Source organism: Parvibaculum sedimenti (assembly GCF_009184905.1).
GTDB classification, from domain to species: Bacteria; Pseudomonadota; Alphaproteobacteria; order Parvibaculales; family Parvibaculaceae; genus Parvibaculum; species Parvibaculum sedimenti.
In genome coordinates, this window is the sequence record NZ_WESC01000008.1 from 139484 (window position 1) to 159786 (window position 20303).

General features: G+C 63.8%; 20 protein-coding genes. 11 read left to right on the plus strand and 9 right to left on the minus strand.

All coding sequences use genetic code 11. The annotated features are described in order from the left end of the window. Positions 1 to 62 precede the first annotated feature (62 nt). On the plus strand, positions 63 to 1607 hold the full coding sequence (locus F2P47_RS10530; protein ID WP_152216384.1) for an acetolactate synthase large subunit: 1545 nt from the start codon (positions 63 to 65) through the stop codon (positions 1605 to 1607). 15 nt (positions 1608 to 1622) lie between these two features. Here the strand turns inward: F2P47_RS10530 and F2P47_RS10535 are convergent, their stop codons facing one another. From F2P47_RS10535 to F2P47_RS10550, 4 genes are all read right to left on the minus strand, one after another. Continuing rightward, the gene (locus F2P47_RS10535; protein WP_185681063.1) at positions 1623 to 1919 is read right to left on the minus strand and encodes a hypothetical protein; all 297 of its coding nucleotides are present in this window, start codon (positions 1917 to 1919) and stop codon (positions 1623 to 1625) included. 284 nt (positions 1920 to 2203) lie between these two features. Beyond that, the gene (locus F2P47_RS10540; protein WP_152216314.1) at positions 2204 to 2986 is read right to left on the minus strand and encodes an SDR family NAD(P)-dependent oxidoreductase; all 783 of its coding nucleotides are present in this window, start codon (positions 2984 to 2986) and stop codon (positions 2204 to 2206) included. Between the two features lie 60 nt (positions 2987 to 3046). Further along, the gene (locus tag F2P47_RS10545; RefSeq protein ID WP_152216315.1) at positions 3047 to 3394 is read right to left on the minus strand and encodes a hypothetical protein; all 348 of its coding nucleotides are present in this window, start codon (positions 3392 to 3394) and stop codon (positions 3047 to 3049) included. A 78-nt stretch (positions 3395 to 3472) separates the two neighbouring features. Continuing rightward, on the minus strand, positions 3473 to 3979 hold the full coding sequence (locus tag F2P47_RS10550) for a Fur family transcriptional regulator (protein ID WP_152216316.1): 507 nt from the start codon (positions 3977 to 3979) through the stop codon (positions 3473 to 3475). 56 nt (positions 3980 to 4035) lie between these two features. Here F2P47_RS10550 and F2P47_RS10555 point away from each other — a divergent pair, with 56 nt between their 5' ends. Next, positions 4036 to 4770 carry an SOS response-associated peptidase gene (locus F2P47_RS10555; RefSeq protein ID WP_152216317.1) on the plus strand — a complete coding sequence of 245 codons (735 nt, stop codon included), beginning with the start codon at positions 4036 to 4038 and terminating at the stop codon, positions 4768 to 4770. Here F2P47_RS10555 and F2P47_RS10560 read toward each other — a convergent pair whose 3' ends face one another. Continuing rightward, positions 4771 to 5259, minus strand: coding sequence for a GNAT family acetyltransferase (locus F2P47_RS10560; RefSeq protein ID WP_152216318.1), 489 nt, complete (start codon positions 5257 to 5259; stop codon positions 4771 to 4773). It abuts the gene before it with no gap. 157 nt (positions 5260 to 5416) lie between these two features. Between F2P47_RS10560 and F2P47_RS10565 the strand changes: the two genes are divergently transcribed. Further along, the gene (locus F2P47_RS10565) at positions 5417 to 6757 is read left to right on the plus strand and encodes a hemolysin family protein (RefSeq protein WP_152216319.1); all 1341 of its coding nucleotides are present in this window, start codon (positions 5417 to 5419) and stop codon (positions 6755 to 6757) included. A 10-nt stretch (positions 6758 to 6767) separates the two neighbouring features. On the opposite strand, the gene F2P47_RS10570 is transcribed toward F2P47_RS10565, so the two are convergent. Next, positions 6768 to 8186, minus strand: a complete 1419-nt coding sequence (locus tag F2P47_RS10570) for an FAD-binding oxidoreductase (protein ID WP_152216386.1) — start codon at positions 8184 to 8186, stop codon at positions 6768 to 6770. Positions 8187 to 8329: 143 nt separating this feature from the next. Here F2P47_RS10570 and F2P47_RS10575 point away from each other — a divergent pair, with 143 nt between their 5' ends. Beyond that, on the plus strand, positions 8330 to 9211 hold the full coding sequence (locus tag F2P47_RS10575) for a VOC family protein (RefSeq protein WP_152216320.1): 882 nt from the start codon (positions 8330 to 8332) through the stop codon (positions 9209 to 9211). A 62-nt stretch (positions 9212 to 9273) separates the two neighbouring features. Beyond that, positions 9274 to 9768: a TIGR00645 family protein gene (locus F2P47_RS10580; RefSeq protein WP_152216321.1), complete on the plus strand. Its 495-nt coding sequence runs from the start codon at positions 9274 to 9276 to the stop codon at positions 9766 to 9768. Here the strand turns inward: F2P47_RS10580 and F2P47_RS10585 are convergent. Continuing rightward, positions 9755 to 10750, minus strand: coding sequence for an L-threonylcarbamoyladenylate synthase (locus tag F2P47_RS10585; protein ID WP_152216322.1), 996 nt, complete (start codon positions 10748 to 10750; stop codon positions 9755 to 9757). The two genes, F2P47_RS10580 and F2P47_RS10585, sit on opposite strands and share 14 nt — an antisense overlap. After that, positions 10722 to 11549: an SDR family NAD(P)-dependent oxidoreductase gene (locus F2P47_RS10590; RefSeq protein ID WP_152216323.1), complete on the minus strand. Its 828-nt coding sequence runs from the start codon at positions 11547 to 11549 to the stop codon at positions 10722 to 10724. The genes F2P47_RS10585 and F2P47_RS10590 overlap by 29 nt, the downstream gene beginning before the upstream one ends. A 97-nt stretch (positions 11550 to 11646) precedes the next feature. Here F2P47_RS10590 and F2P47_RS10595 point away from each other — a divergent pair, with 97 nt between their 5' ends. Both F2P47_RS10595 and F2P47_RS10600 read left to right on the plus strand, forming a co-directional pair. Next, positions 11647 to 13437 carry an acyl-CoA dehydrogenase gene (locus F2P47_RS10595; RefSeq protein WP_152216324.1) on the plus strand — a complete coding sequence of 597 codons (1791 nt, stop codon included), beginning with the start codon at positions 11647 to 11649 and terminating at the stop codon, positions 13435 to 13437. 85 nt (positions 13438 to 13522) lie between these two features. Then, positions 13523 to 14578 carry an MBL fold metallo-hydrolase gene (locus F2P47_RS10600; RefSeq protein ID WP_152216325.1) on the plus strand — a complete coding sequence of 352 codons (1056 nt, stop codon included), beginning with the start codon at positions 13523 to 13525 and terminating at the stop codon, positions 14576 to 14578. Positions 14579 to 14612: 34 nt separating this feature from the next. On the opposite strand, the gene F2P47_RS10605 is transcribed toward F2P47_RS10600, so the two are convergent. Continuing rightward, positions 14613 to 15965, minus strand: a complete 1353-nt coding sequence (locus F2P47_RS10605) for a globin-coupled sensor protein (RefSeq protein ID WP_204886621.1) — start codon at positions 15963 to 15965, stop codon at positions 14613 to 14615. 240 nt (positions 15966 to 16205) lie between these two features. Here F2P47_RS10605 and F2P47_RS10610 point away from each other — a divergent pair, with 240 nt between their 5' ends. Genes F2P47_RS10610 through dxs form a run of 4 tightly spaced genes read left to right on the plus strand, consistent with a single transcriptional unit; the run spans position 16206 to position 20303 of the window. Beyond that, positions 16206 to 17135, plus strand: coding sequence for a histone deacetylase family protein (locus F2P47_RS10610; RefSeq protein WP_152216326.1), 930 nt, complete (start codon positions 16206 to 16208; stop codon positions 17133 to 17135). Between the two features lie 15 nt (positions 17136 to 17150). Then, complete coding sequence (locus F2P47_RS10615) at positions 17151 to 17399, plus strand: exodeoxyribonuclease VII small subunit (RefSeq protein ID WP_152216327.1); 249 nt, start codon at positions 17151 to 17153, stop codon at positions 17397 to 17399. A 6-nt stretch (positions 17400 to 17405) separates the two neighbouring features. Beyond that, on the plus strand, positions 17406 to 18311 hold the full coding sequence (locus F2P47_RS10620; protein WP_152216328.1) for a polyprenyl synthetase family protein: 906 nt from the start codon (positions 17406 to 17408) through the stop codon (positions 18309 to 18311). A gap of 45 nt (positions 18312 to 18356) precedes the next feature. Then, on the plus strand, positions 18357 to 20303 hold the full coding sequence (gene dxs / locus F2P47_RS10625; protein ID WP_152216329.1) for a 1-deoxy-D-xylulose-5-phosphate synthase: 1947 nt from the start codon (positions 18357 to 18359) through the stop codon (positions 20301 to 20303).

Below are 20303 nucleotides of genomic sequence, written 5' to 3' on the forward strand. Positions count from 1 at the left end.
GGTCGCAGGCCAAACGAAGCCGCGACGACAATAAATGAATATGGGAGACGGCGATGAGTGAGATGAACGGCGCAGAAAGCCTTGTGCGGACGCTTGTGGCTTCCGGCGTCGAGGTTTGCTTCAGCAATCCCGGCACGTCCGAAATGCATTTCGTCGCCGCTCTCGACAAGGTCGACGGCATGCGCGCGGTGCTCGGCCTTTTCGAGGGTGCGGTGACGGGCATGGCGGATGGTTATGGCCGCATGGCGGACAAGCCCGCGGCGACGCTGCTCCACCTCGGGCCGGGCCTCGCCAATGGTCTTGCCAACCTCCACAACGCGCGCCGCGCCTCGACGCCCATCGTCAATATCGTCGGCGATCACGCCACCTATCATGCGCAGTATGACGCGCCGCTCGCGTCCGACCTCGCGGGCTTCGCGCGGCCCGTTTCCGGCTGGCTGCATTCGAGCCCCAACGCGAAGACGGTCGCCGCCGACGGTGCCCGCGCGGTGCAGGCGGCGCGTTCGGCTCCTGGCCGTATCGCGACGCTGATCCTTCCCGCTGACACGGCCTGGCTGGAAGCGGATGGCCCCGCGCCGGCGCTTCCCGTGGCCGATCCTGCGCCCGTCGCGCCCGAGATGATCGATCTCGTTGCCAAGGCGCTGAAGAGCGGCCGCAAGGCGGCGATCATCATTCGCGGGCCTGGTCTTCGCAAGCGCGGGCTTCATGCGGCAGGCCGCATCGCGGCAAAGACCGGCGCGCGCATCATGTGCGATACCTTCGCGCCGCGCCTCGAACGCGGGGCAGGCATCGTTGCCGTTGAACGCATTCCCTATTTTGCGGAGCAGATCGTCGATACCTTCAAGGATGTCGAGGAACTGATCCTTGTCGGCGCGCAGCCTCCCGTCTCGTTCTTCGCCTATCCGGGCAAGGCGAGCTATTGTGCGCCGGAAAGCGCGAAGATCCATTATCTCGCGCAAGCCTATGAAGATGGCGTCGCCGCGCTCGAGGCGTTGGCGGACGCGCTGGGCGCGCCGAAAGATCCGATCCATGTGGCGCAGGGAACGAAAGGCGATCTGCCCAAGGGCAGGCTCGATCAATTCAGCGCCGGCCAGATCGTTGCGCACTTCCTGCCCGAAGGCGCGATCATTTCCGACGAGGCGGCGACATCCGGCCTTGGCTCGATGATTGCGACGGCGGCAGCGCCGTTTCACGATTACCTGTCGCTCACCGGCGGCGCGATCGGTCAGGGCCTTCCGCTGGCGACGGGCGCGGCAGTGGCGAAGCCCGACCGCAAGGTCGTCTGCCTGCATGGTGATGGCGGCGCAATGTACACGTTGCAGGCGCTCTGGACGCAGGCGCGCGAAAAGCTCGACGTTGTGAACGTCATCTTCGCCAACCACTCCTATGCGATCCTGAATATCGAGCTCGCCCGCGTCGGCGCCGGCAATCCGGGGCCCAAGGCGCTCTCCATGCTCGACCTGCACAACCCGGAACTGAACTGGGTGCATCTCGCGCAGGGCATGGGCGTCGAGGCGACGCGCGTCGAGACGGCGGAGGAATTCGCCGACGCCTATTCGAGCGCGATCAAGGCCAAGGGGCCGCGCCTCATCGAAGTGATGCTCTGAAAAAGGTAGCCGGGGCTAGTTCATTACGCGGTTGAGCGTGAACTCGCCCTGGCGGACACGATCCGGGAGGCCGGCGGCCATTTCGGCCACGGCTTCCTCTCCATAAGCCTCTACCATGTCGGAAAGGGCGGCGAAGATCGCAGTCGTGGCGAGGATATCTGCGGAAACGCCTTCGGCCAGCGCTTCGTCCCAGGCATCCAGAATGTTCTGGAGCGCCATGCGGCGCTGCTCGCTCTCATTCGGGGCGGAAGGGTCGAGACCTTCGTCGTCGATCGAATTGAACCAGGAATCACCGGAAGAATCTTCGGCCATCACGCCCTCTGCTTGCGCCCTCGGAGAGAGGGCACGGGCGGCACGGCGATGGAGAACGTCCCCATCAGGCACCCAAACCACCCATATTTTGCTCTTGTAACATATTTTGGGCAAAAGTCGCCTGTGTCGTGAAAGAGAGGTTAACGGCCGTGATGCATCGGCCACAGCTTCTCAGGAGCCGATGCGTTGCGGCTCGTTCACTTTTTCGGGCCATTGGGACCCACAAATGGCGCGTCCCGCCCCTTTGGGAGCGGGACGCGACCTTGCGGACGTCGCTGCGGCGATCAGAAGATCGAGTAAGCGCCATCGATGATGAAGGTATCGCCTGAATGATAGGAGGACGCATTCGAGGTCAGGTAGACGGCGACGCCGCCGAAATCCTCCGGCTCGCCCCAGCGGCGGGCGGGGACGCGCGGGATCACTTTTTCGGCGAATGCGCTGTTGGCCTGCGCGCCCGCCGTCATGTCGGTGGCAATCCAGCCCGGCAGGATGGCGTTGGCGCGGATACCGTAGCGCGCGAATTCGACGGCGCAGGATTTGATCATGGAGATGACCGCGCCCTTGGTGGCCGCATAGGCCTGATTGCGCGCTGCGCCCTCAATGGCGGCGAGGCTCGCGACGCCGATCAGTGAGCCGCCCGTGTCGCCGGTCTTCGCGCGCTCGACCATGTGGCGCGAGGCTTCGCGCAGCGTCCAGAACACGCCGTCGAGATTGACGGCCAGCGTCTTGCGGTAGATCTCGGTCGTCATGCCGATGAAGGAGGGCGCGCCGAAGCCGACGCCCGCATTGGCGAAGACGCTGTCGATGCGGCCGAGTTCGGCAACCGTCGCGTCGATGCCGTCGATGACTTCCTGTTCCCTGGAGACGTCGACCTTGCGCGCATAGACCTTGCCGCCATGCGCCTTCAGCTTCTCGACGGCCTTGGCCGTCTTTGCCTCGTTGGTGCCCCAGATGGCAACCGAGCCGCCGGCCTGGGCGATGGCATCGGCCATGCCGAGCCCGATGCCGCCATTGCCGCCGGTGACCAGCGCAACCTTGCCCGTGAGATCGAAGGGTTTGTAAGCCATGCATATTCTCCCTGTTTTGAATTCCTTATGGGGCGTTTATGCCCTCTTGGCCGATTGCGCTCAATGCGTTCCGGGCGCGAGGCCGGGTTGCGCAGGGGCGGCAGGCTTTTCCGGCGTTTCTTCCTTCAGTTCCGAACAGACGAAGCGAGGCTGATAGCTCAGATGCTCGGGGTCGGGTGGGATCATGCAGGAAAAGATCGAAGGACCTTTTTGCAGCACCAGCGAGGTGCCCAGATTGCCGCGGATCTCGTAGCCATCTTTCGCAAGCTCGCCAAGCGACCGGGGGGTCACGACGAAGGGTCCGGAGCGTGTGCCCACGGCATAGGGCTCTCCGGCAAAGACCGGACTCGCTGCGAAAAGCGACGTGGCGAGAAAAAGGGCAGCCGAAGCCGCGAGGCGGAAAGTCATGATGGATCCTGATTGGGTCCGAAACGGAGAGGCGTTCATTCGCCTGCGCGGCGAGTCTAGCCGAAGGAGGGCCTTGCGTCAGCCCGCGCAGCGGCCGCAAAGGCCCGCAATCTCGACCACCTTGCGTTCGACGGTGAACCGGGCGCGCTTCGCCGCCGCGTCGAGCGCCTGATCGAGTTTGGGGTCGACGATCTCCTCCGTCGTGCCGCAGGAACGGCAGATGAGAAACTGGCTCGTATGGGCCACGCCCGCTTCGCCGCAGCCGAGATAGGCGTTGAGAGACTCGATCTTGTGAATGAGGCCCTCGGCGATCAGGAAATCGAGCGCGCGATAGACCGTGGGCGGCCGCGCCGCCTTGTGCGTGCGGGAAAGCTCGTCGAGCACCTGATAGGCGCCGACCGGCTTGTGCGAGCGCCAGACGATCTGCAGCACCTTCTCGCGAATGGGCGTGAGCTGCACCGAGCGTTCTTCGCAAAGGGCGCGTGCCCGCGCGATCGCCGTGTCGATGCAGGCGTCGTGGTCATGCGGCTTTTCGGCGGCCCGGCCAGGACCAGAGTGATGGGGGCTCGTGCGATGCTCAACCATGGGGGGATGATACAATATAACTTTGGGGCTTGTCGCCCTCCCGCTACACTCGGCCCATGTGCGGACGCTACACCATCACCACGCCGCCGGAGCCGATGCGGACGCTTTTCGGCTTCGTGGAACATCCCAATTTCCCGGCGCGCTACAATGTGGCGCCGACGCAGCCCGTGCCCATCATCCGCCTCGACAGCGGGCAGCGGCATTTCGCGCTGGTGCGCTGGGGCCTTGTTCCCTCCTGGGCGAAAGAAGAGCCGCAATCGCTGCTCATCAATGCGCGGGCGGAAACCATCGCGGAGAAGCCCTCCTTTCGCGGCGCGTTCCGGCATCGCCGTTGCCTGATGCCGGCGGACGGCTTCTATGAATGGCAGGCGAAGGGGAGGGGGCCGAAGCAGCCCTATTACATCCGCCGCCGCGACGGTAAGCCCTTCGCCATGGCGGCGATCTGGGACAACTGGATGCCGGCGGATGGAAGCGAGCTCGAGAGTTGCGCGGTAGTGACGACCGATGCCAACGCCACGCTCGCGCCGATCCACAACCGCATGCCGGTCATTCTCGATGAAAAGGACTGGGCGCTCTGGCTCGATCCGGCGGCAACACCTCAGGAACTCGCGGCGCTCATGAAGCCCGCGTCCGACGATCTTCTCGAAGCGATCCCGGTGAACGACGCCGTCAATCGCGTCGCCAACGATCAGCCGGGGCTGATTGTCGAGGCGCATGTCGTGTCGCCCGAACCCTTGCCCGAGAAGAAAAAAAGGAAGTCTACGGATGATCGGCAGAGCAGTCTGTTTTGATCAGCGCGGTGCATCCGGATCGATATGCGGCGCGGGCTGCAACCGCTTCGACAGGGGAACCGTCTCGTCTTCACCATAGCCGAGCGATTTGTAGAAATCGATGACCGGGAGGTTCGACTTGCGAACCTGAAGGTTGAGCTTCCAGACGCCGCGGTTCACCAGCCAGGCTTCGGCAGCCTCCATGATGAGGCGGCCGAGGCCTTGCCCGCGATGCTCCGGGTCTGCCGAGACGTAGTAGACGCAGCCCCGGTGGCCATCATGGCCGACAATGACTGCGGCGAGGAGCTTGCCCTCGCATTCCGCGACCAGAACGTCGGAGTTCGGCCCGCGGCGGGCGAAGGCTATGTCGGTTGGGGCATCGTTCCAGGGGCGGGTGAGGCCGCAGGCGTCCCACAGAAGGACAAGGGCGGGCACGTCGCCGTCGCGGGCGGGGCGGACGGAAATGCCGGGCTTTGATTCGAGACGGGTGGGCGGCGCGGTGTCGGTCATGGGGCTTCCCCGAAAAAGGCGAGAAAGCGCGGAAGCCTAGCATATATCGCCGTTCCGGCGAGGTTGATTTCCACATATGGGGTGAGGTCTTAAGTCATTCGCGTGAAATGCCCTTGTGCCTGTATAATGAAGATTGACCGTGGTCCCCGGGGACAAGATGCTATCTGACATAGTCATTCTGCTCGTGATGATCCTTCTGAACGGGTATTTTTCGCTCTCGGAAATGGCGATTGTTTCCGCGCGCCGTCAGCGGCTTCAGGCGCTTTTGTCCGCCCGCAAGCGCAATGACGGGAATACGGCGGGCTATGAGGCCGCGCTGGCCCTTCATGCGGAACCCGGACGTTTCCTCTCCGCCCAGCAGATCGGCATCACGCTGGTCGGCGTGTTCAGCGGCGCCTTCGGTGGCGCGACGCTTTCCGACCCCATTGCCAAGGTCATCGCGCCGCTGCCCCTCATCGGCGCCTATGCCGAGACGATGAGTCTCGCGGCGGTCGTCATCGTCATCACCTATCTCTCGCTCATTCTCGGCGAGTTGGTGCCCAAGCGCCTTGCGCTCGCCAACCCCGAAGCCATCGCGGGCACCATCGCCCGGCCCATGACGGCCCTGTCGCGCATCCTCAGCCCGGCAGTCGATCTGCTTTCGTGGTCGACGGAAGCGGTGCTGAAACTCTACGGCATCACCGGTCAGCAGGTGCCGAAGGTCACGGAAGAAGAGATCAAGCATCTCGTCGAAGAGGGCGCCGCCGCAGGCGCAATCGACGGCGTGGAGCGCGACATCGTCAACCGCGTCTTCCGGCTCGGCGATACGCGCGTCACCGAGATCATGACGCCGCGCGTGCAGATGGTGTGGCTCGATACGGATTTCACGCTCGAGGAAAATCTCGCGCTCATCCGTTCCGAGCAGAAGATGCGCTATCCGATCCGGCGCGGCGCGACCGGCGAACCGCTGGGCGTAATCAGGCTCGAGGATCTTTATCTGACGCCAAAGTCCAATGATGAGCTGATGCGGAAAATGTCTCCGCCGCTCTACATTCCGCGCACGACGTCGGTGCTCAAGGCGCTGAGCATTCTGCAGGCGGAAAGCATGTATATGGCGCTGGTCATCGACGAATATGGCGATGTCGTCGGCTCGATCACCATGGCCGAAATTTTCTTTGCCATGATCGGCGACATTGCCGACCATTCGGCGGATTCGAACCCTGCCGTCGTCACGCGCGACGATGGTTCGTTCGTCGTCGATGGCGTCGTGTCGGTCGATGAAGTGCGCCGCCTGCTCAACCTGACGAAGCTGCCCGGCGACGAGCATGTCGAAGTGAACACGCTGGCGGGCGTCATGTTCAACTGGTTCGGGCGTCTGCCGCGGGAAGGCGATTATTTCGGCTGGAACGGCTATCGCTTCGAGATCGTCGACATGGACGGGCCGCGCATCGACAAGGTGCTGATCGTGCCCGCGCAGAACCTGCCCATCGGCAGTCCGCTGGCGCGAACGGCGGACTGAGGCAAGGCCCTCAATCCACCGAGACAACCTTGCCCGGATTGAGGATTCCCTTCGGATCGAGCGCGCGTTTCAGCGTGCGCATCAGTTCCATCTCGACCGGAGATTTCGTCGCTGCGATCTCGTCGCGCTTCATGCGGCCGATGCCGTGCTCGGCGCTGATGGAGCCGCCGAGTTCGCGGACGATGCCATGCACGATGGCGCTCATCTCGTCCCATCGCGCGAGATAGGATTCCTTGTCGCTGCCCACCGGCTGCGTCAGGTTGAAGTGGATGTTGCCGTCGCCGACATGGCCGAAAGGCACGGGGCGGATGCCTGGAAGTGCTGCTTCGACGGCCTTGGTCGCGCGGGAGATGAACGCGGCCACGGCGGAAACGGGGACGGAGACATCATGCTTGATGCTGCCGCCTTCGAGCTTCTGCACATCGGACATGGATTCACGCATGCGCCAGAAGGCTGAACGCTGTGCCTGCGAGACGGCAATCGCGGCATCGGTGACGAGGCCCTTTTCCATCGCGTCGCCGAGCAGGGTTTCGAGTGTTGCGGTCAGGCCGCTGCCATTGCCCGCTGAAAGCTCAATCAGCACATACCAGGGCGAGGGCGATGTCAGCGGATCGCTCGCGCCAGAGAGATGCTTCACCACGAAGTCGATGCCGATGCGGGGCATGAGCTCGAAACCGGTGACGAGGCCGCCCGTCGCGGCATCGGCAAGGCGCAGAAGTTTCACCGCCGCTTCGACATTGGGGACCGCGACGTAGGCAGTCGTCATGGCGCGCGGGCGCGGGAAGAGCTTCAGCACCGCGCCGGTGATGATGCCGAGTGTGCCTTCGGAGCCGAGGAAGAGCTGCTTGAGGTCATAGCCCGTATTGTCCTTGCGCAGACCTTTGAGGCCGTTCCAGATGCGTCCATCGGCCAGAACCACTTCGAGGCCGAGCACGAGTTCGCGCGCATTGCCGTAGTGGAGAACGGCGGTGCCGCCGGCATTGGTCGCCAGGTTGCCGCCGATTTGGCAGCTTCCTTCAGAGGCAAGGCTGAGCGGAAAAAGGCGGTCCGCGTCTTCGGCGGCGGCCTGCGCCGCGGCGAGCGTGACGCCTGCCTCGACCGTCAGCGTGTTGTTGTCGACATCGAGCGCAAGAACGCGGTTCATGCGCTGGAGCGAGAGGACGACTTCCTCGCCCGTCTCGAACGGAATCTGGCCACCGACAAGGCCGGTATTGCCGCCCTGCGGCACCACCGGCGTTCCTGTCTCATGGGCAATGCGCATCAGCGCGGAGACTTCTTCAGTGGACGCGGGTTTCAGGATCGCCGCCGCGCGGCCCTTGTAGAGGTCACGGCGCTCGACGAGATAAGGCGCCATGTCGGCTGCGCCGTCGATGAAGCCCTTCGGCCCGACGATCGCCTTCATCCTTGCCAGCATCTCCGCGGAGGCCATCACGCACCAGGCCTTCCGCAGGGGCGGCTGCGTGTCAACTCGTCAAGCAGAGATTTCATATCCGGCATTGTCGTCTTCGTTCTTCGCATTATGTTTCGCGAAGTCTAGCATGGCTGCAACAAAATGAAGCGTTCGAGGGTGGAATGACGGGAGAGGCACTGGTCGACGGTATAGACCGGATCATGATCGGCGTGAGGGATGTTGCAGAAGCGGAGCGTATTTATACGCGCATGCTTGGCCGTTCGCCCTCATGGCGATATCGGGATGGCGGCACGGAGCGCGTCATATATCGCCTCGGTAACATGTCGGTCGATCTTCTGTCCTCCTCCGAAACAGGCGCGCCTTGGGGAAGCCTCCTTTCGTCCCAGCTCGACAAGGCGGGCGAGGGCATTGTCGGTATCGTTTTCTCGACGCCCGATGCCGCGCGGACTGTCGAGGGGTTGAAGGCCCGGGGGTTGCCCGCCGTCCTTTTTCCCGAGGCGGAGGTTTCGGGCCCGGCCGGAGAGCGGCGGCGCTGGCGGAGCCTGATGGTTCCCGCCGAGATCGCGCGCGGTCTCTTCATGATGGGGCATGAACAGCTTTCGCCCGAGCCATTGCCCGGGGCGGCGCTGCGGCCCGGCTTGCGCGAAGACGAGGCGATTTCCGCGCTCGATCATGTCGTGGTGATGACGTCGGACGCCGACGCCTGCAAGCATCTCTTCGGGGAGCAATTCGGCATCCGGCTGGCGCTCGACCAGTCGAAGCCCGAATGGGGCGTGCGGCAGCTCTTCTTCCGCCTTGGCGGGGTGACGCTTGAGGTCGTGCAGCCGCTCGACAGCGGCAAGGCGCCGGAACGCGATCAATATTGGGGCCTTGCCTGGAAAGCAGGCAATGTCGGCACCGTCCGGGATCGGCTCGCGCGAGAAGGGGCGGATGTGTCGGAAGTGCGCAAGGGCCGCAAGAAGGGCACCGAGGTTGCGACCATTCGCAAGCCAACATGCGGCGTACCCGTGCTTCTCGTCGGCCCGGCGGCGGAAAGCGCCTGATCCCTCTGGAAATCTGGCGCGACGACGTTATATGTCGTCGTCCGCCATCTATAGAGGGTCTCATGAAATCCGTTGAGTTGCTGATCGAGCGCGTCATCCTGTCGAGCCGCTGGGTGCTCGTGGTCTTTTATCTCGGACTTGCGGCGGCGCTCGCGCTTTATGCAGCGAGCTTCACGCTGAAACTCGCCAAGGTGTTCCTCAATGCCTTCAGCTACAGCGAAGCCGAAATGATCCTGGCCATGCTCGGCCTGATCGACGCGGCGCTGGTGGCGAGCCTCGTTCTGATGGTGATGATTTCGAGCTACGAGAATTTCGTCAGCCGTTACGATGCGAAGGTCGATCTCACCTGGCTCGGAAAGCTCGATGCGGGGAGCCTCAAGGTGAAGGTCGCCTCCGCCATCGTTGCCATTTCATCGATCCATCTGCTGCAGATATTCCTGAATGCCGCGCAGTACACGGGCACGCAGATCATGTGGATGACGATCATGCATATGGCTTTCGTGGTGTCGGCGGTGGCACTCGGCTTCCTCGATCGCATGTCGCTCAAGGCGCATTAGCGCGGGGCGCGGCGGCGCGGCGCAGGCGGTCGTTGATCGCCTCGCCAAGGCCATGCGCGGGAATGGGCGTCACGGCGATACCCTTCCCGTGCGCCTTTTCGTCGAGCGCGCGCAGCATGGTGAAGAGATTGGCGGCTGCCTCGCGCAGGTCGCCGGCAGGCGAGAGATTGAGCGCGGCATTTTCCACGGCCCCGAAGCCGAGCAGCAATTCGCCGTTTCGCGCTTCCGCCGCGTCCAGCCGGAGCGCCGCGCGGGGCGCGTAGTGGCTGGCGAGCTGTCCGGGCGAGGAGCGGCCCGCTTCGCCGGAAGCTACATCGGCAGACGCTAGTGGCTGCCCCAGCACATGTTCGATGTCCTCGCGCGGGATTGCGCCAGGGCGCAGAAGTGTCGGCGTGCCGCCTTCCGGAAAGCCGATGACGGTCGACTCGAGGCCGAGCGGGCATTGCCCGCCATCGAGGATCAGCGACAGCAGATCGGTATGTCCGAGCGAGGCCATGACATGCGCCGCGCGAGTGGGGCTCACTTCGCCCGACGCATTGGCTGACGGCGCGGCGATGGGCCTGCCTGCCGCGCGGATCAGAGATTGGGCGATTTCATGCGCGGGCGCGCGCAGCGCCACCGTGTCGAGACCGGCGCTGACGAGCAGCGAGATCGGCGTCGTCTCAAGGCGCGGCAGCACGAGCGTTATGCCGCCCGGCCAGAAGGCGCGGGCGAGCGCATCCGCCTCCGGCGTGAAGCGGGCGTGCCGCGCTGCCTCCTCGCGGCCGGAAACATGCACGATCAGCGGATTGAATGTGGGCCGCCCCTTCGCCTCGAAAATGCTCGCGACGGCGCGGTCGTTCGTCGCGTCGGCGCCGAGGCCGTAGACGGTTTCGGTCGGGAAGGCGACAAGCCGTCCTTCGCGGATGAGCGCGCCGCCGCGCGTAATGGCTTCTTCGTTCGCAGGCAATAGTTCAGGCGGCACGGGGCTTCGCCTTCGCATTGCGCTGGTTCCGCGCCATCAGGGAATGGACGAGGCGCTGGGGCAGGAGCCGCGCAAGCAGCGCAATGAAATTGTTGATGCCGCCATTGATGATGACGGGCCGTCCCGCCATCACCGCGTCAAAGGCCTGCCGAGCGACGACGTCGCCCGTCATCCAGATGATTTTCGGCAGCTTGTTCATTTCCTCGCGATTGCCCGCGACGTCATGAAATTCCGAATAGGTGAAGCCGGGGCAGAGCGCCGTCACATGGACGTTGTTGTTGATATTTTCGAGAGCGAGGCTCTCGGACATCTTGATGACGAAGGCCTTAGCCGCTGCGTAGAGCGTGCCGCCCGCCGCGCCCGGCAAGTGGCCCGCGAGCGAGGCGACGTTGATGATGCGGCCATAGCGCCGCGCGGCCATGCCCGGCCCGAACAGATGGCACAGCTCGGCGACCGCAGTCACCATAACTTGTATGAGGCCCTTCTGGTCCTCCCAATGCGTGTCGCGGAAATAGCCCGGAACGGAGAAGCCTGCATTGTTGACGAGGGCATCGACCATGATGTGGCGGCGGGCCATTTCGTCGAAGATCTGACGCGGTGCGGCGGGGTTGGCGAGATCGATGGTCATAATATGGGCTTTCACACCGAATTTGCCCTGCACCTCCTGCGCCAGCGCCTCCAGCCGCTCCTTGCGGCGGGCGACGAGCACCAGATCGAAGCCGTGTTCGGCGAAAACCAGCGCGAGTTCGCGCCCGATGCCCGCCGAGGCGCCGGTGACGAGCGCAGTGCGTGTTTTTTGGTCATTGCCCGTCGTCATGCGGGCCTCCTATCTGTCGCAGTTCAAACGCAGGCCAGAATAGATTAAAACGCCCCCGGCTGTTAGAACCGGTTCAATATTTGCTTGAGGATTTTCCATGACTTATCGCGCCCCCGTCCGTGACATGGCTTTTGTGCTTCAGGAAGTAGCGGGGCTCGGATCGCTCGCCGGGAAGGGCGACTTCGCCGAATTGACGCCCGATCTCATCGAGGCGGTGCTTGAAGAGGGCGCGAAGCTCGCGGGCGACGTTCTGGCACCTCTGAACAAATCCGGCGACCATGAAGGTGCCCGGCTTGAAGCCGATGGTGTGAAGACGGCGAAGGGCTTCCGCGAAGCCTATGCGCGCTGGGTCGACGGCGGTTGGGGAAGCCTCGCAGCCTCGCCTGAATTCGGCGGACAGGGGCTTCCGCTGGCGCTCTCCACGGCCATGCAGGAGATGTGGAACGCCGCCAATATGGGTTTCGGCCTTTGCCCGATCCTGAGCCAGGGCACCGTCGAGGCACTGACAGCGCATGGCACGGAGGAGCAGAAGCGGCTCTATCTTCCCAAGCTCGTCTCCGGCGAATGGACCGGCACGATGAACCTCACGGAACCGCAGGCGGGTTCGGATCTCAATGCGCTGAAGGCCAAGGCCGTGCCGCAGGGCGACGGCACCTATCTCATCACCGGCACCAAGATCTTCATCACCTATGGCGATCACGACATGGCCGAGAACATCGTCCATCTCGTTCTCGCGCGTCTGCCGGATGCGCCTGCGGGCACGAAGGGCATTTCGCTTTTCCTCGTGCCGAAATTCCTCGTCCATGCGGATGGATCGCTGGGCGCGCGCAACGATGCGAAATGCGTCGGGCTCGAAGAGAAGCTCGGCATTCATGGCAGCCCCACCTGCGTCATGTCCTATGGCGATAATGGTGGCGCCATCGGAACGCTGATCGGGCAGGAGAACAAGGGCCTCGCCTGCATGTTCACAATGATGAACAATGCGCGGCTTCTCGTCGGCACGCAGGGTGTCGCGGTGGCGGAGCGCGCCTATCAGCATGCGCTGGCCTATGCGACGGAACGCAAGCAGGGCAGGTCCATCGGTTTGACGCTCGCGCCGGGCGAGATGGAGCCTATCGTCGTGCATCCCGATGTGCGGCGCATGCTTTTCACCATGAAGTCGCTGACCGAAGCTTCGCGCTCCATCTGCTACGCCAATGCGGTGGCGATCGACCGCGCGCATCATGGCGCAACGCCGGCGGAGCGCGCCGAGGGCCAGGCCCGCGCCGACCTGCTGACGCCGATTGCGAAAAGCTTCTCCACCGATATTGGCTGCGAGGTCGCCTCCATCGGCGTGCAGATCCATGGCGGCATGGGCTTCATCGAGGAAACCGGCGCGGCGCAATATTATCGGGATGCCCGAATTCTGCCGATCTATGAAGGCACCAATGGCATTCAGGCGATCGATCTTGTGACGCGCAAGCTGCCGCTCGGCAATGGTGCGGTGGTGAAAGGCTTCATTGCCGAAATGCGTGAGACGGCGGCGAAGGCGCGGGGCGCGAACCATGAATGCCTCGCTTTGATTGGCGCCGCGCTCGATCAGGGGCTCGACACGCTCGACAAGGCGACGGACTGGATGCTCGCACGGCTGAAATCTGCGACCGATGATTGCCTTGCTGGCGCGTCGCCCTATCTGCGCCTCTTCGGCACGGTGGCGGGCGGCCATTTCCTTGCGCTGGGCGCGCTCGTGGCAGCGAAGGCCGAGGGCGACGCTTTCCTCGCGGCGCGGCTTGCGACGGCGCGCTTCTATGCAGTCCAGCAGCTGCCGCTCGCGGAGGGCCTGCTTGCGCCCGCGACAGCCGGTGCGGAGACGCTCTACGCGCTCGATGCCGAGGGCCTCGGCGCCTGAGATTCCCCAGCGGCGGCCTGCGGATAATTGCCAGCGTTTGACCTCTCCCGCCGACGCGCCTATCACGGGTGCAAGGAGAATTCATATGTCAGACGTGTCATTGACCGAACCGGTCGAAAGCGCCTTGCGCTATCCGTTGTCGAGGATTCCTGCGCCCGGAGAAGCGATGGAAGCGGCCCCGGGGATTTATTGGGTCCGTATGCCGCTGCCTTTTCAGCTCGACCACATTAACTTGTGGCTGCTCGAGGAAGATGACGGCTGGACGGTGGTCGACACCGGCGTCTCCAGCGACGAGGTCATGGATCTCTGGCGGCAGGTCTTCGCGACGGGCCTCAAGGGCAAGCCGATCACGCGGCTCGTCGTCACGCATCTTCATCCGGATCATGTCGGTCTTGCGGGCTGGTTCACGCGCGAATGGGGCATCGATCTCCATATGTCGCGCACCGATTTCCTGATGTGCCGCAACCTTGTTCTCGACACAGGCCGCGAGGCACCCAAGGCCGCGCTCGACTTCTACCGTGCGGCGGGCTTCAGCGAGCGCGGGCTCGAAAGCTATTCCAAGCGCTTCGGCGGTTTCGGCGAGCGCGTGTCGCCGCTGCCCGATATATTCCGCAGACTGAAGGCTGGAGACGAAATGACCATCGGCGGACGCCGCTGGCAGATCGTCATCGGCTCCGGCCATGCGCCCGAACATGTCTCGCTTTATTGCGAGGAAGCGAAGATCCTGATCTCCGGCGATCAGGTCCTGCCGCGTATCTCGTCGAATGTCAGCGTGCATCCGACCGAGGCTTACGAAAATCCGCTGGAGGACTGGCTCGAAAGCTGCCATCGCATACGTGCGACGCTTCCCGCCGATCTGCTGGTTCTACCCGCGCATAACGAGCCCTTCTACGGACTCCATACGCGCATGACGCAACTCATCGACGGCCATGAGGAAGGGCTTTCGAGGCTCCATGATCTGCTTGCGGAGCCGAAGCGCGTCATCGACGTTTTCCCGGCGCTCTTCAAGCGCAAGATCGGGCCGGAAGTCTTCTTCATGGCGACGGGCGAAAGCATCGCCCATCTCAACTGCCTGCTGGGGCGAGGCAAGGCAAGTGTCGAACGCAACGAGAAGGGCGTCGACTGGTACCGCGCCATCTAGACAGCGCGGTACCGCGTCGTTTGTCTAACGCTGCTCAGGCAGCGTTCTGGGTGCCGCTGGTCAGACCTTCGAGAATCGTTTCCATGCTCTGGCGCAGGCGGTGGGCAGCTTCGCTCACCTCGCCCGAGACATCGCGCAGATAGGTGCAATGCTCGGTGGCGGTGCGCGTCTGGCCCGCGACTTCGACGATCTTCGCCGAGACGTCCTGTGTGCCGGCCGCCGCTTCATCGACATTGTGCGAGATATGCGCGGCGGCGGCGGTCTGCTGCTGCACGGTCGCGGAAACCTCGATCGAAATGCCGTTGATTTCGCCGATCGTCTCGTTGATATCGGCAATTGCGCTCATGGCGAGGCCGGTTGCTTCGCGGATGCTGTTCACCTGACTGGTGATGCCTTCCGTTGCGCGCGAGGTCTGGTTCGCGAGAGCCTTAACCTCGGCGGCGACGACCGCGAAGCCGCGTCCCGCTTCGCCCGCGCGGGCGGCCTCGATGGTGGCGTTGAGCGCCAGAAGATTGGTCTGGCTCGCGATGTCGGCGATGAGCTTCACCGTGTCCGAGATATTTTCGCTGGCGCTGTGAAGCGCGGCGATGCTTTCTGCCGCGCGTTCGGCGCGGACCACGGCTTCCTGTGCGATGATCGCGGAATGGCCGACGCGCTGATCGACGTTTCTGACCGCATCGGAGAGTTCGCGCGTGGCCCGCGCGCTTTCCTGCACGTTGGTCGTTGCTTCTTCCGAGGCCGAGGCGACGGCGCTCGCGCGGTCCTCGACCGCGATCATCGCGTCGGTAATCTTCGCCGCTGCATCGCGCACTTCGTTGCCGCGCTGCGCCATCTGCTCGACGGCCTCGCCAATGCCGCTGCTGAGCTCCGCCGCGACGGTACGCAGGTCCATCAGGCGGCGTTCCTGACCTTTTTCGAGATAGACGGAGATCGCAAGTTCCATGTCGAGAGCGATGGCCTTCGACATAGCTGCGATGGCGGCGGCGAGCCGTGCCGGCTTCCAGCGATATTCGCTTGTCAGCGCAGGCGCGAGTTCAGACATCACATAGGCATAGGCGCCGATATACCAGCGCGGCGTCAGGCCGATGCGCTCATGCGCCTCGCCGATGCGGATGGCCTGTGCGATGAACTGCTCGCTGAAATCGCCCCTGAAAAGACCAGCCCAATGCTGCCTCTGGGCAGCCTTGAGCCGGGGAATGTTGGAGGGGTCGCCGATCAGTTTGGCGAGTTCCGGCTCGCGGCTCACATGAGCATAAAAGCCGTCGAGGATGCGCTCGATATGCTTGGGAAGAACGGCGTTGATATCGTCAAATGCTTGTTGGTCGGCGTCGCTGAGACGAACGAAGGCCAGATGCTCGAAGCGGGACATAATTGTTACCTTACTCACTTAATGGAGATCCCTTACTCAAATATGCAACGCTACGCGGACAAGGGACCGCGCTCGTTCATTTCGCCGGTCCAGACATTTGGAATGGTATCGGCAGCGCATTAACGAGGCGTTGAAACCAGGGGTCCTGCGACCTTTGACCGCGCCTCCCGCGCATCGTCACAAAAAAGACGGAGCGGGCGATGGGACGTTGGCCACGCGCCGGTGCTAGGATACGAAGTCTCAAGCTCCGGATTGTTCATGGATACTCTTCTCGTCAGCCATTCAGCCTGTCTCGCCCACGAGACACCCGAAGAGCATCCCGAATGCCCCGACAGGCTCCGGGCCGTGCTCGGCGTCCTGGAGGCGGAGGAGTTCATGCTGCTCCATCGGGTCGAGGCCCCGCGCGCGACGGTCGAGGCGATCGAACGTGTCCACCTGCCGATCTATGTCGAGGCGATCCTGAACGGCGCGCCCGAGCAAGGCTTTCGCCGCGTCGATGCAGACACCATGCTTTCGCCGGGCTCTGTCGAGGCGGCGCTTCGGGCCGCGGGCGCGGTGACCTTCGCCGTGGACGAGGTGATGTCGGGCCGGGTGCGCAATGCCTTCTGCGCGATTCGCCCGCCGGGGCACCATGCGGAACCCGACCGGGCGATGGGCTTCTGCTTTTTCAATAACGTCGCCATCGGCGCGCTTCATGCGCGGCATGTGCATGGGCTCTCGCGCATCGCCGTCGTCGATTTCGACGTACATCACGGCAATGGCACGCAGGCCTGCTTCGAGACGGACCCGAACCTCTTTTATGCGTCCACGCATCAATGGCCGCTCTATCCGGGTACGGGCCGGGCGGGCGAACATGGGCTCGGCAACATCCTCAACCGCACGCTGCCGCCGGGCTCTGGTTCCGCCGAGTTTCGCGAGGCGTTCAGCGATGTGATCCTGCCTGCGCTGGAGATGTTCCAGCCGGAATTCCTGCTGATCTCGGCGGGCTTCGACGCGCATACCGCCGATCCGCTTGCCAATCTGCGGCTCACGGAAGACGACTTTGCCTGGGTTACGACCGAGCTGGTGCGGCTTGCCAACAAGTTCTGCAACGGCCGCGTTGTTTCCACGCTTGAGGGCGGGTATGACTTGGCTGCGCTGGCTTCGAGCACCAGAGCCCATGTGCGGGCGCTGCAACTCGGGGCCTGACCGAAGGAGAATGACATGGCGGCTCCCGCATCCGACATCGAAAAACTGAGCTTCGAGGATGCGCTGGCGCAGCTCGAAAAGATCGTGAGCCAGCTTGAATCCGGCGAAGCGCCGCTCGAAAAGTCGATCGAGCTTTACGAGCGCGGCACGGCGCTGAAGGCCCATTGCGAGGCCCGGCTCAAGGCGGCGGAAGCCAAGGTCGAGAAGATCACGCTGTCGGCAGGCGGTGAGCCCACTGGCACCGAACCGCTCGACGTTGAATAAGCCCGCATGACCCGCTCAGACGCCGCGCAGAGCTTTGAAGAGGCCATGGCCGAGGTCGTGGCCAAGGTTGAGGAGGCCATCGACCGGTTCCTGCCGCGTACCGACGGTCCCGAAGGACAGCTCTTCGAGGCGATGCGCTATGCGGTTTTTTCGGGCGGCAAGCGTTTCCGGCCCTTCCTCGTTTGCGAAAGTGCGCGGCTTTTCGGCGTCGGCAGTCAATCGGCGCTCAGGGCGGCAGTCGCCATTGAATGTGTGCATATCTATTCGCTGATCCATGACGATCTGCCCTGCATGGACGACGACGATCTGCGTCATGGACAGCCGACCGTGCACCGGAAGTTCGACGAGGCGACCGCCGTGCTGGCGGGCGATGCGCTGCTGACGCTTGCCTTCGAGCTGCTTTCGGGCGTGGATACGCATGAGGATGCGCGGGTTCGTCTCGATCTCGTCCGCCGTCTCGCGGAGGCCGCGGGCGGGCACGGCATGGTGGGCGGCCAGACGATCGATCTGGCGAGCGAGGGCGTCACCCTCGATATCGGCTCGATCACCCGGCTGCAGCGGCTGAAGACCGGTGCGCTGATCGCCTTCGCCTGCGAGGCAGGCGGGGTGCTTGGCCATGCTTCCCCGGAAGCGCTGCATGCGCTCCATGCCTATGCCCATGATCTCGGGCTTGCCTACCAGATCGCCGACGATCTTCTCGACGCCGAGGGAGATGCCGAACTCATGGGCAAGGCTGCCCGCAAGGACGCGGAGGCGGGCAAGGCGACCTTCGTTTCGATCCTGGGGCTCGACCGTGCGCGGGACCAGGCTCGGCTACTGTCGGATCAGGCGATCCAACACCTTGATTTATTTGATGAAAAGGCCGACCTTTTGCGTGAGGCGGCGCGGTTCGTTATAAACCGCCGCAACTGAGCTTCCGGGGGTTCCGGAAGGTACCGGCTGCGGCCGAGGGTAGACTTGAGCAATATTTCCAAAACGCCTCTTCTCGACGGCATCAACAGTCCTGCCGATCTGCGCGCGCTGCCGGAATCCGACCTGCGCCAGGTGGCGGACGAGCTACGTGCCGAGACCATCGACGCTGTCTCCGAAACAGGCGGGCACCTGGGTGCCGGCCTTGGCGTGGTCGAGCTAACGGTTGCGATCCACTACGTCTTCAATACGCCTGACGACCGTCTGATCTGGGACGTGGGCCATCAGGCCTATCCGCACAAGATCCTGACCGGTCGCCGGAGCCGCATTCGTACGCTGCGGCAGGCGGGCGGGCTCTCCGGTTTCACCAAGCGCGCGGAGAGCGAATACGACCCCTTCGGTACCGCCCATTCCTCGACCTCCATTTCGGCGGGTCTCGGCATGGCGGTGGGACGCGACCTCAAGGGCGCGAAGAACAATGTCGTTGCCGTGATCGGCGATGGCGCCATGTCGGCCGGCATGGCCTATGAGGCGATGAACAATGCCGGCGCGATGGACAGCCGGCTCATCATCATCCTCAACGACAACGACATGTCGATTGCGCCGCCCGTGGGCGGCATGAGCGCCTATCTCGCGCGGCTCATTTCCGGCAGCACCTATCGTTCCGTGCGTCATCTGGGCAAGCAGATCGCCAAGCTCTTTCCGAAGGGCATCGAGGAAAGCGCGCGACGCGCCGAGGAGTTTGCGCGGGGCATGGCGACGGGTGGCACGCTCTTCGAGGAGCTGGGCCTCTATTACGTCGGGCCGATCGACGGCCACAATCTCGATCATCTGCTGCCCGTGCTGAAGAATGCGCGCGATGCGGGCGAGGGGCCGATCCTCGTTCATGTCGTGACGCAGAAGGGCAAGGGCTATGCGCCTGCCGAAGCCGCCGAGGACAAGTATCACGGCGTGTCGAAGTTCGATGTCATCACCGGCGCGCAGGCAAAGGCCATCGCCAATGCGCCGAGCTACACCAAAGTTTTCGGCGAAAGCCTGATCGCCCATGCCGAAAAGGACGACAAGATCGTCGCCATCACGGCGGCGATGCCTTCGGGCACGGGCATCGACATGTTCGGCGAGCGTTTCCCGACGCGCACTTTCGACGTCGGCATCGCCGAGCAGCATGCGGTGACCTTCGCGGCGGGTCTTGCGACGGAAGGCTTCAAGCCCTTCTGCGCCATCTATTCGACCTTCCTGCAGCGCGCCTATGACCAGGTCGTGCATGATGTGGCGATCCAGAAACTGCCGGTGCGTTTCGCCATCGACCGCGCCGGTCTTGTGGGTGCGGATGGGCCGACCCATGCGGGCTCCTTCGACCTCACCTATCTCGGTTGCCTGCCGGATTTCGTCATCATGGCCCCTGCCGACGAGGCGGAGCTGAAGCATATGGTGGCGACTGCGGTTGAGATCGACGACCGGCCTTCCGCCTTCCGCTATCCGCGCGGCGAGGGTGTCGGCGTCGAGATGCCGGCGATTGGAATGCCGCTCGAGATCGGCAAGGGCCGCATCGTCCGTGAGGGGACGAAGGTGGCGATCCTCTCGCTCGGCACAAGGCTTGCCGAGGCGATGAAGGCGGCGGAACAGCTCGCCGCACTCGGCCTTTCGACCACGGTGGCGGATGCGCGCTTTGCGAAACCCCTCGACGAGACACTGGTGGCGCGGCTCGCCCGCGAGCATGAAGTGCTCATCACGGTCGAGGAGGGCACGGTGGGTGGCTTCGGCAGCCATGTGCTCGACTATCTCGCGCGGTCGGGCGCTCTTGATCACGGGCTGAAAGTTCGGCCTATGGCCTTCCCGGATGTCTTCATCGATCAGGACAAGCCGGAAAAGATGTATGAGCGCGCCGGCCTCAATGCCTCTTCCATCGTCGAGACGGCGCTTTCGGCGCTCGGCCTGCAGAACGAGATCGCCGAACTCGCGGCGATCCGGGCCGCCACCCCGAAGCTCGTCTGA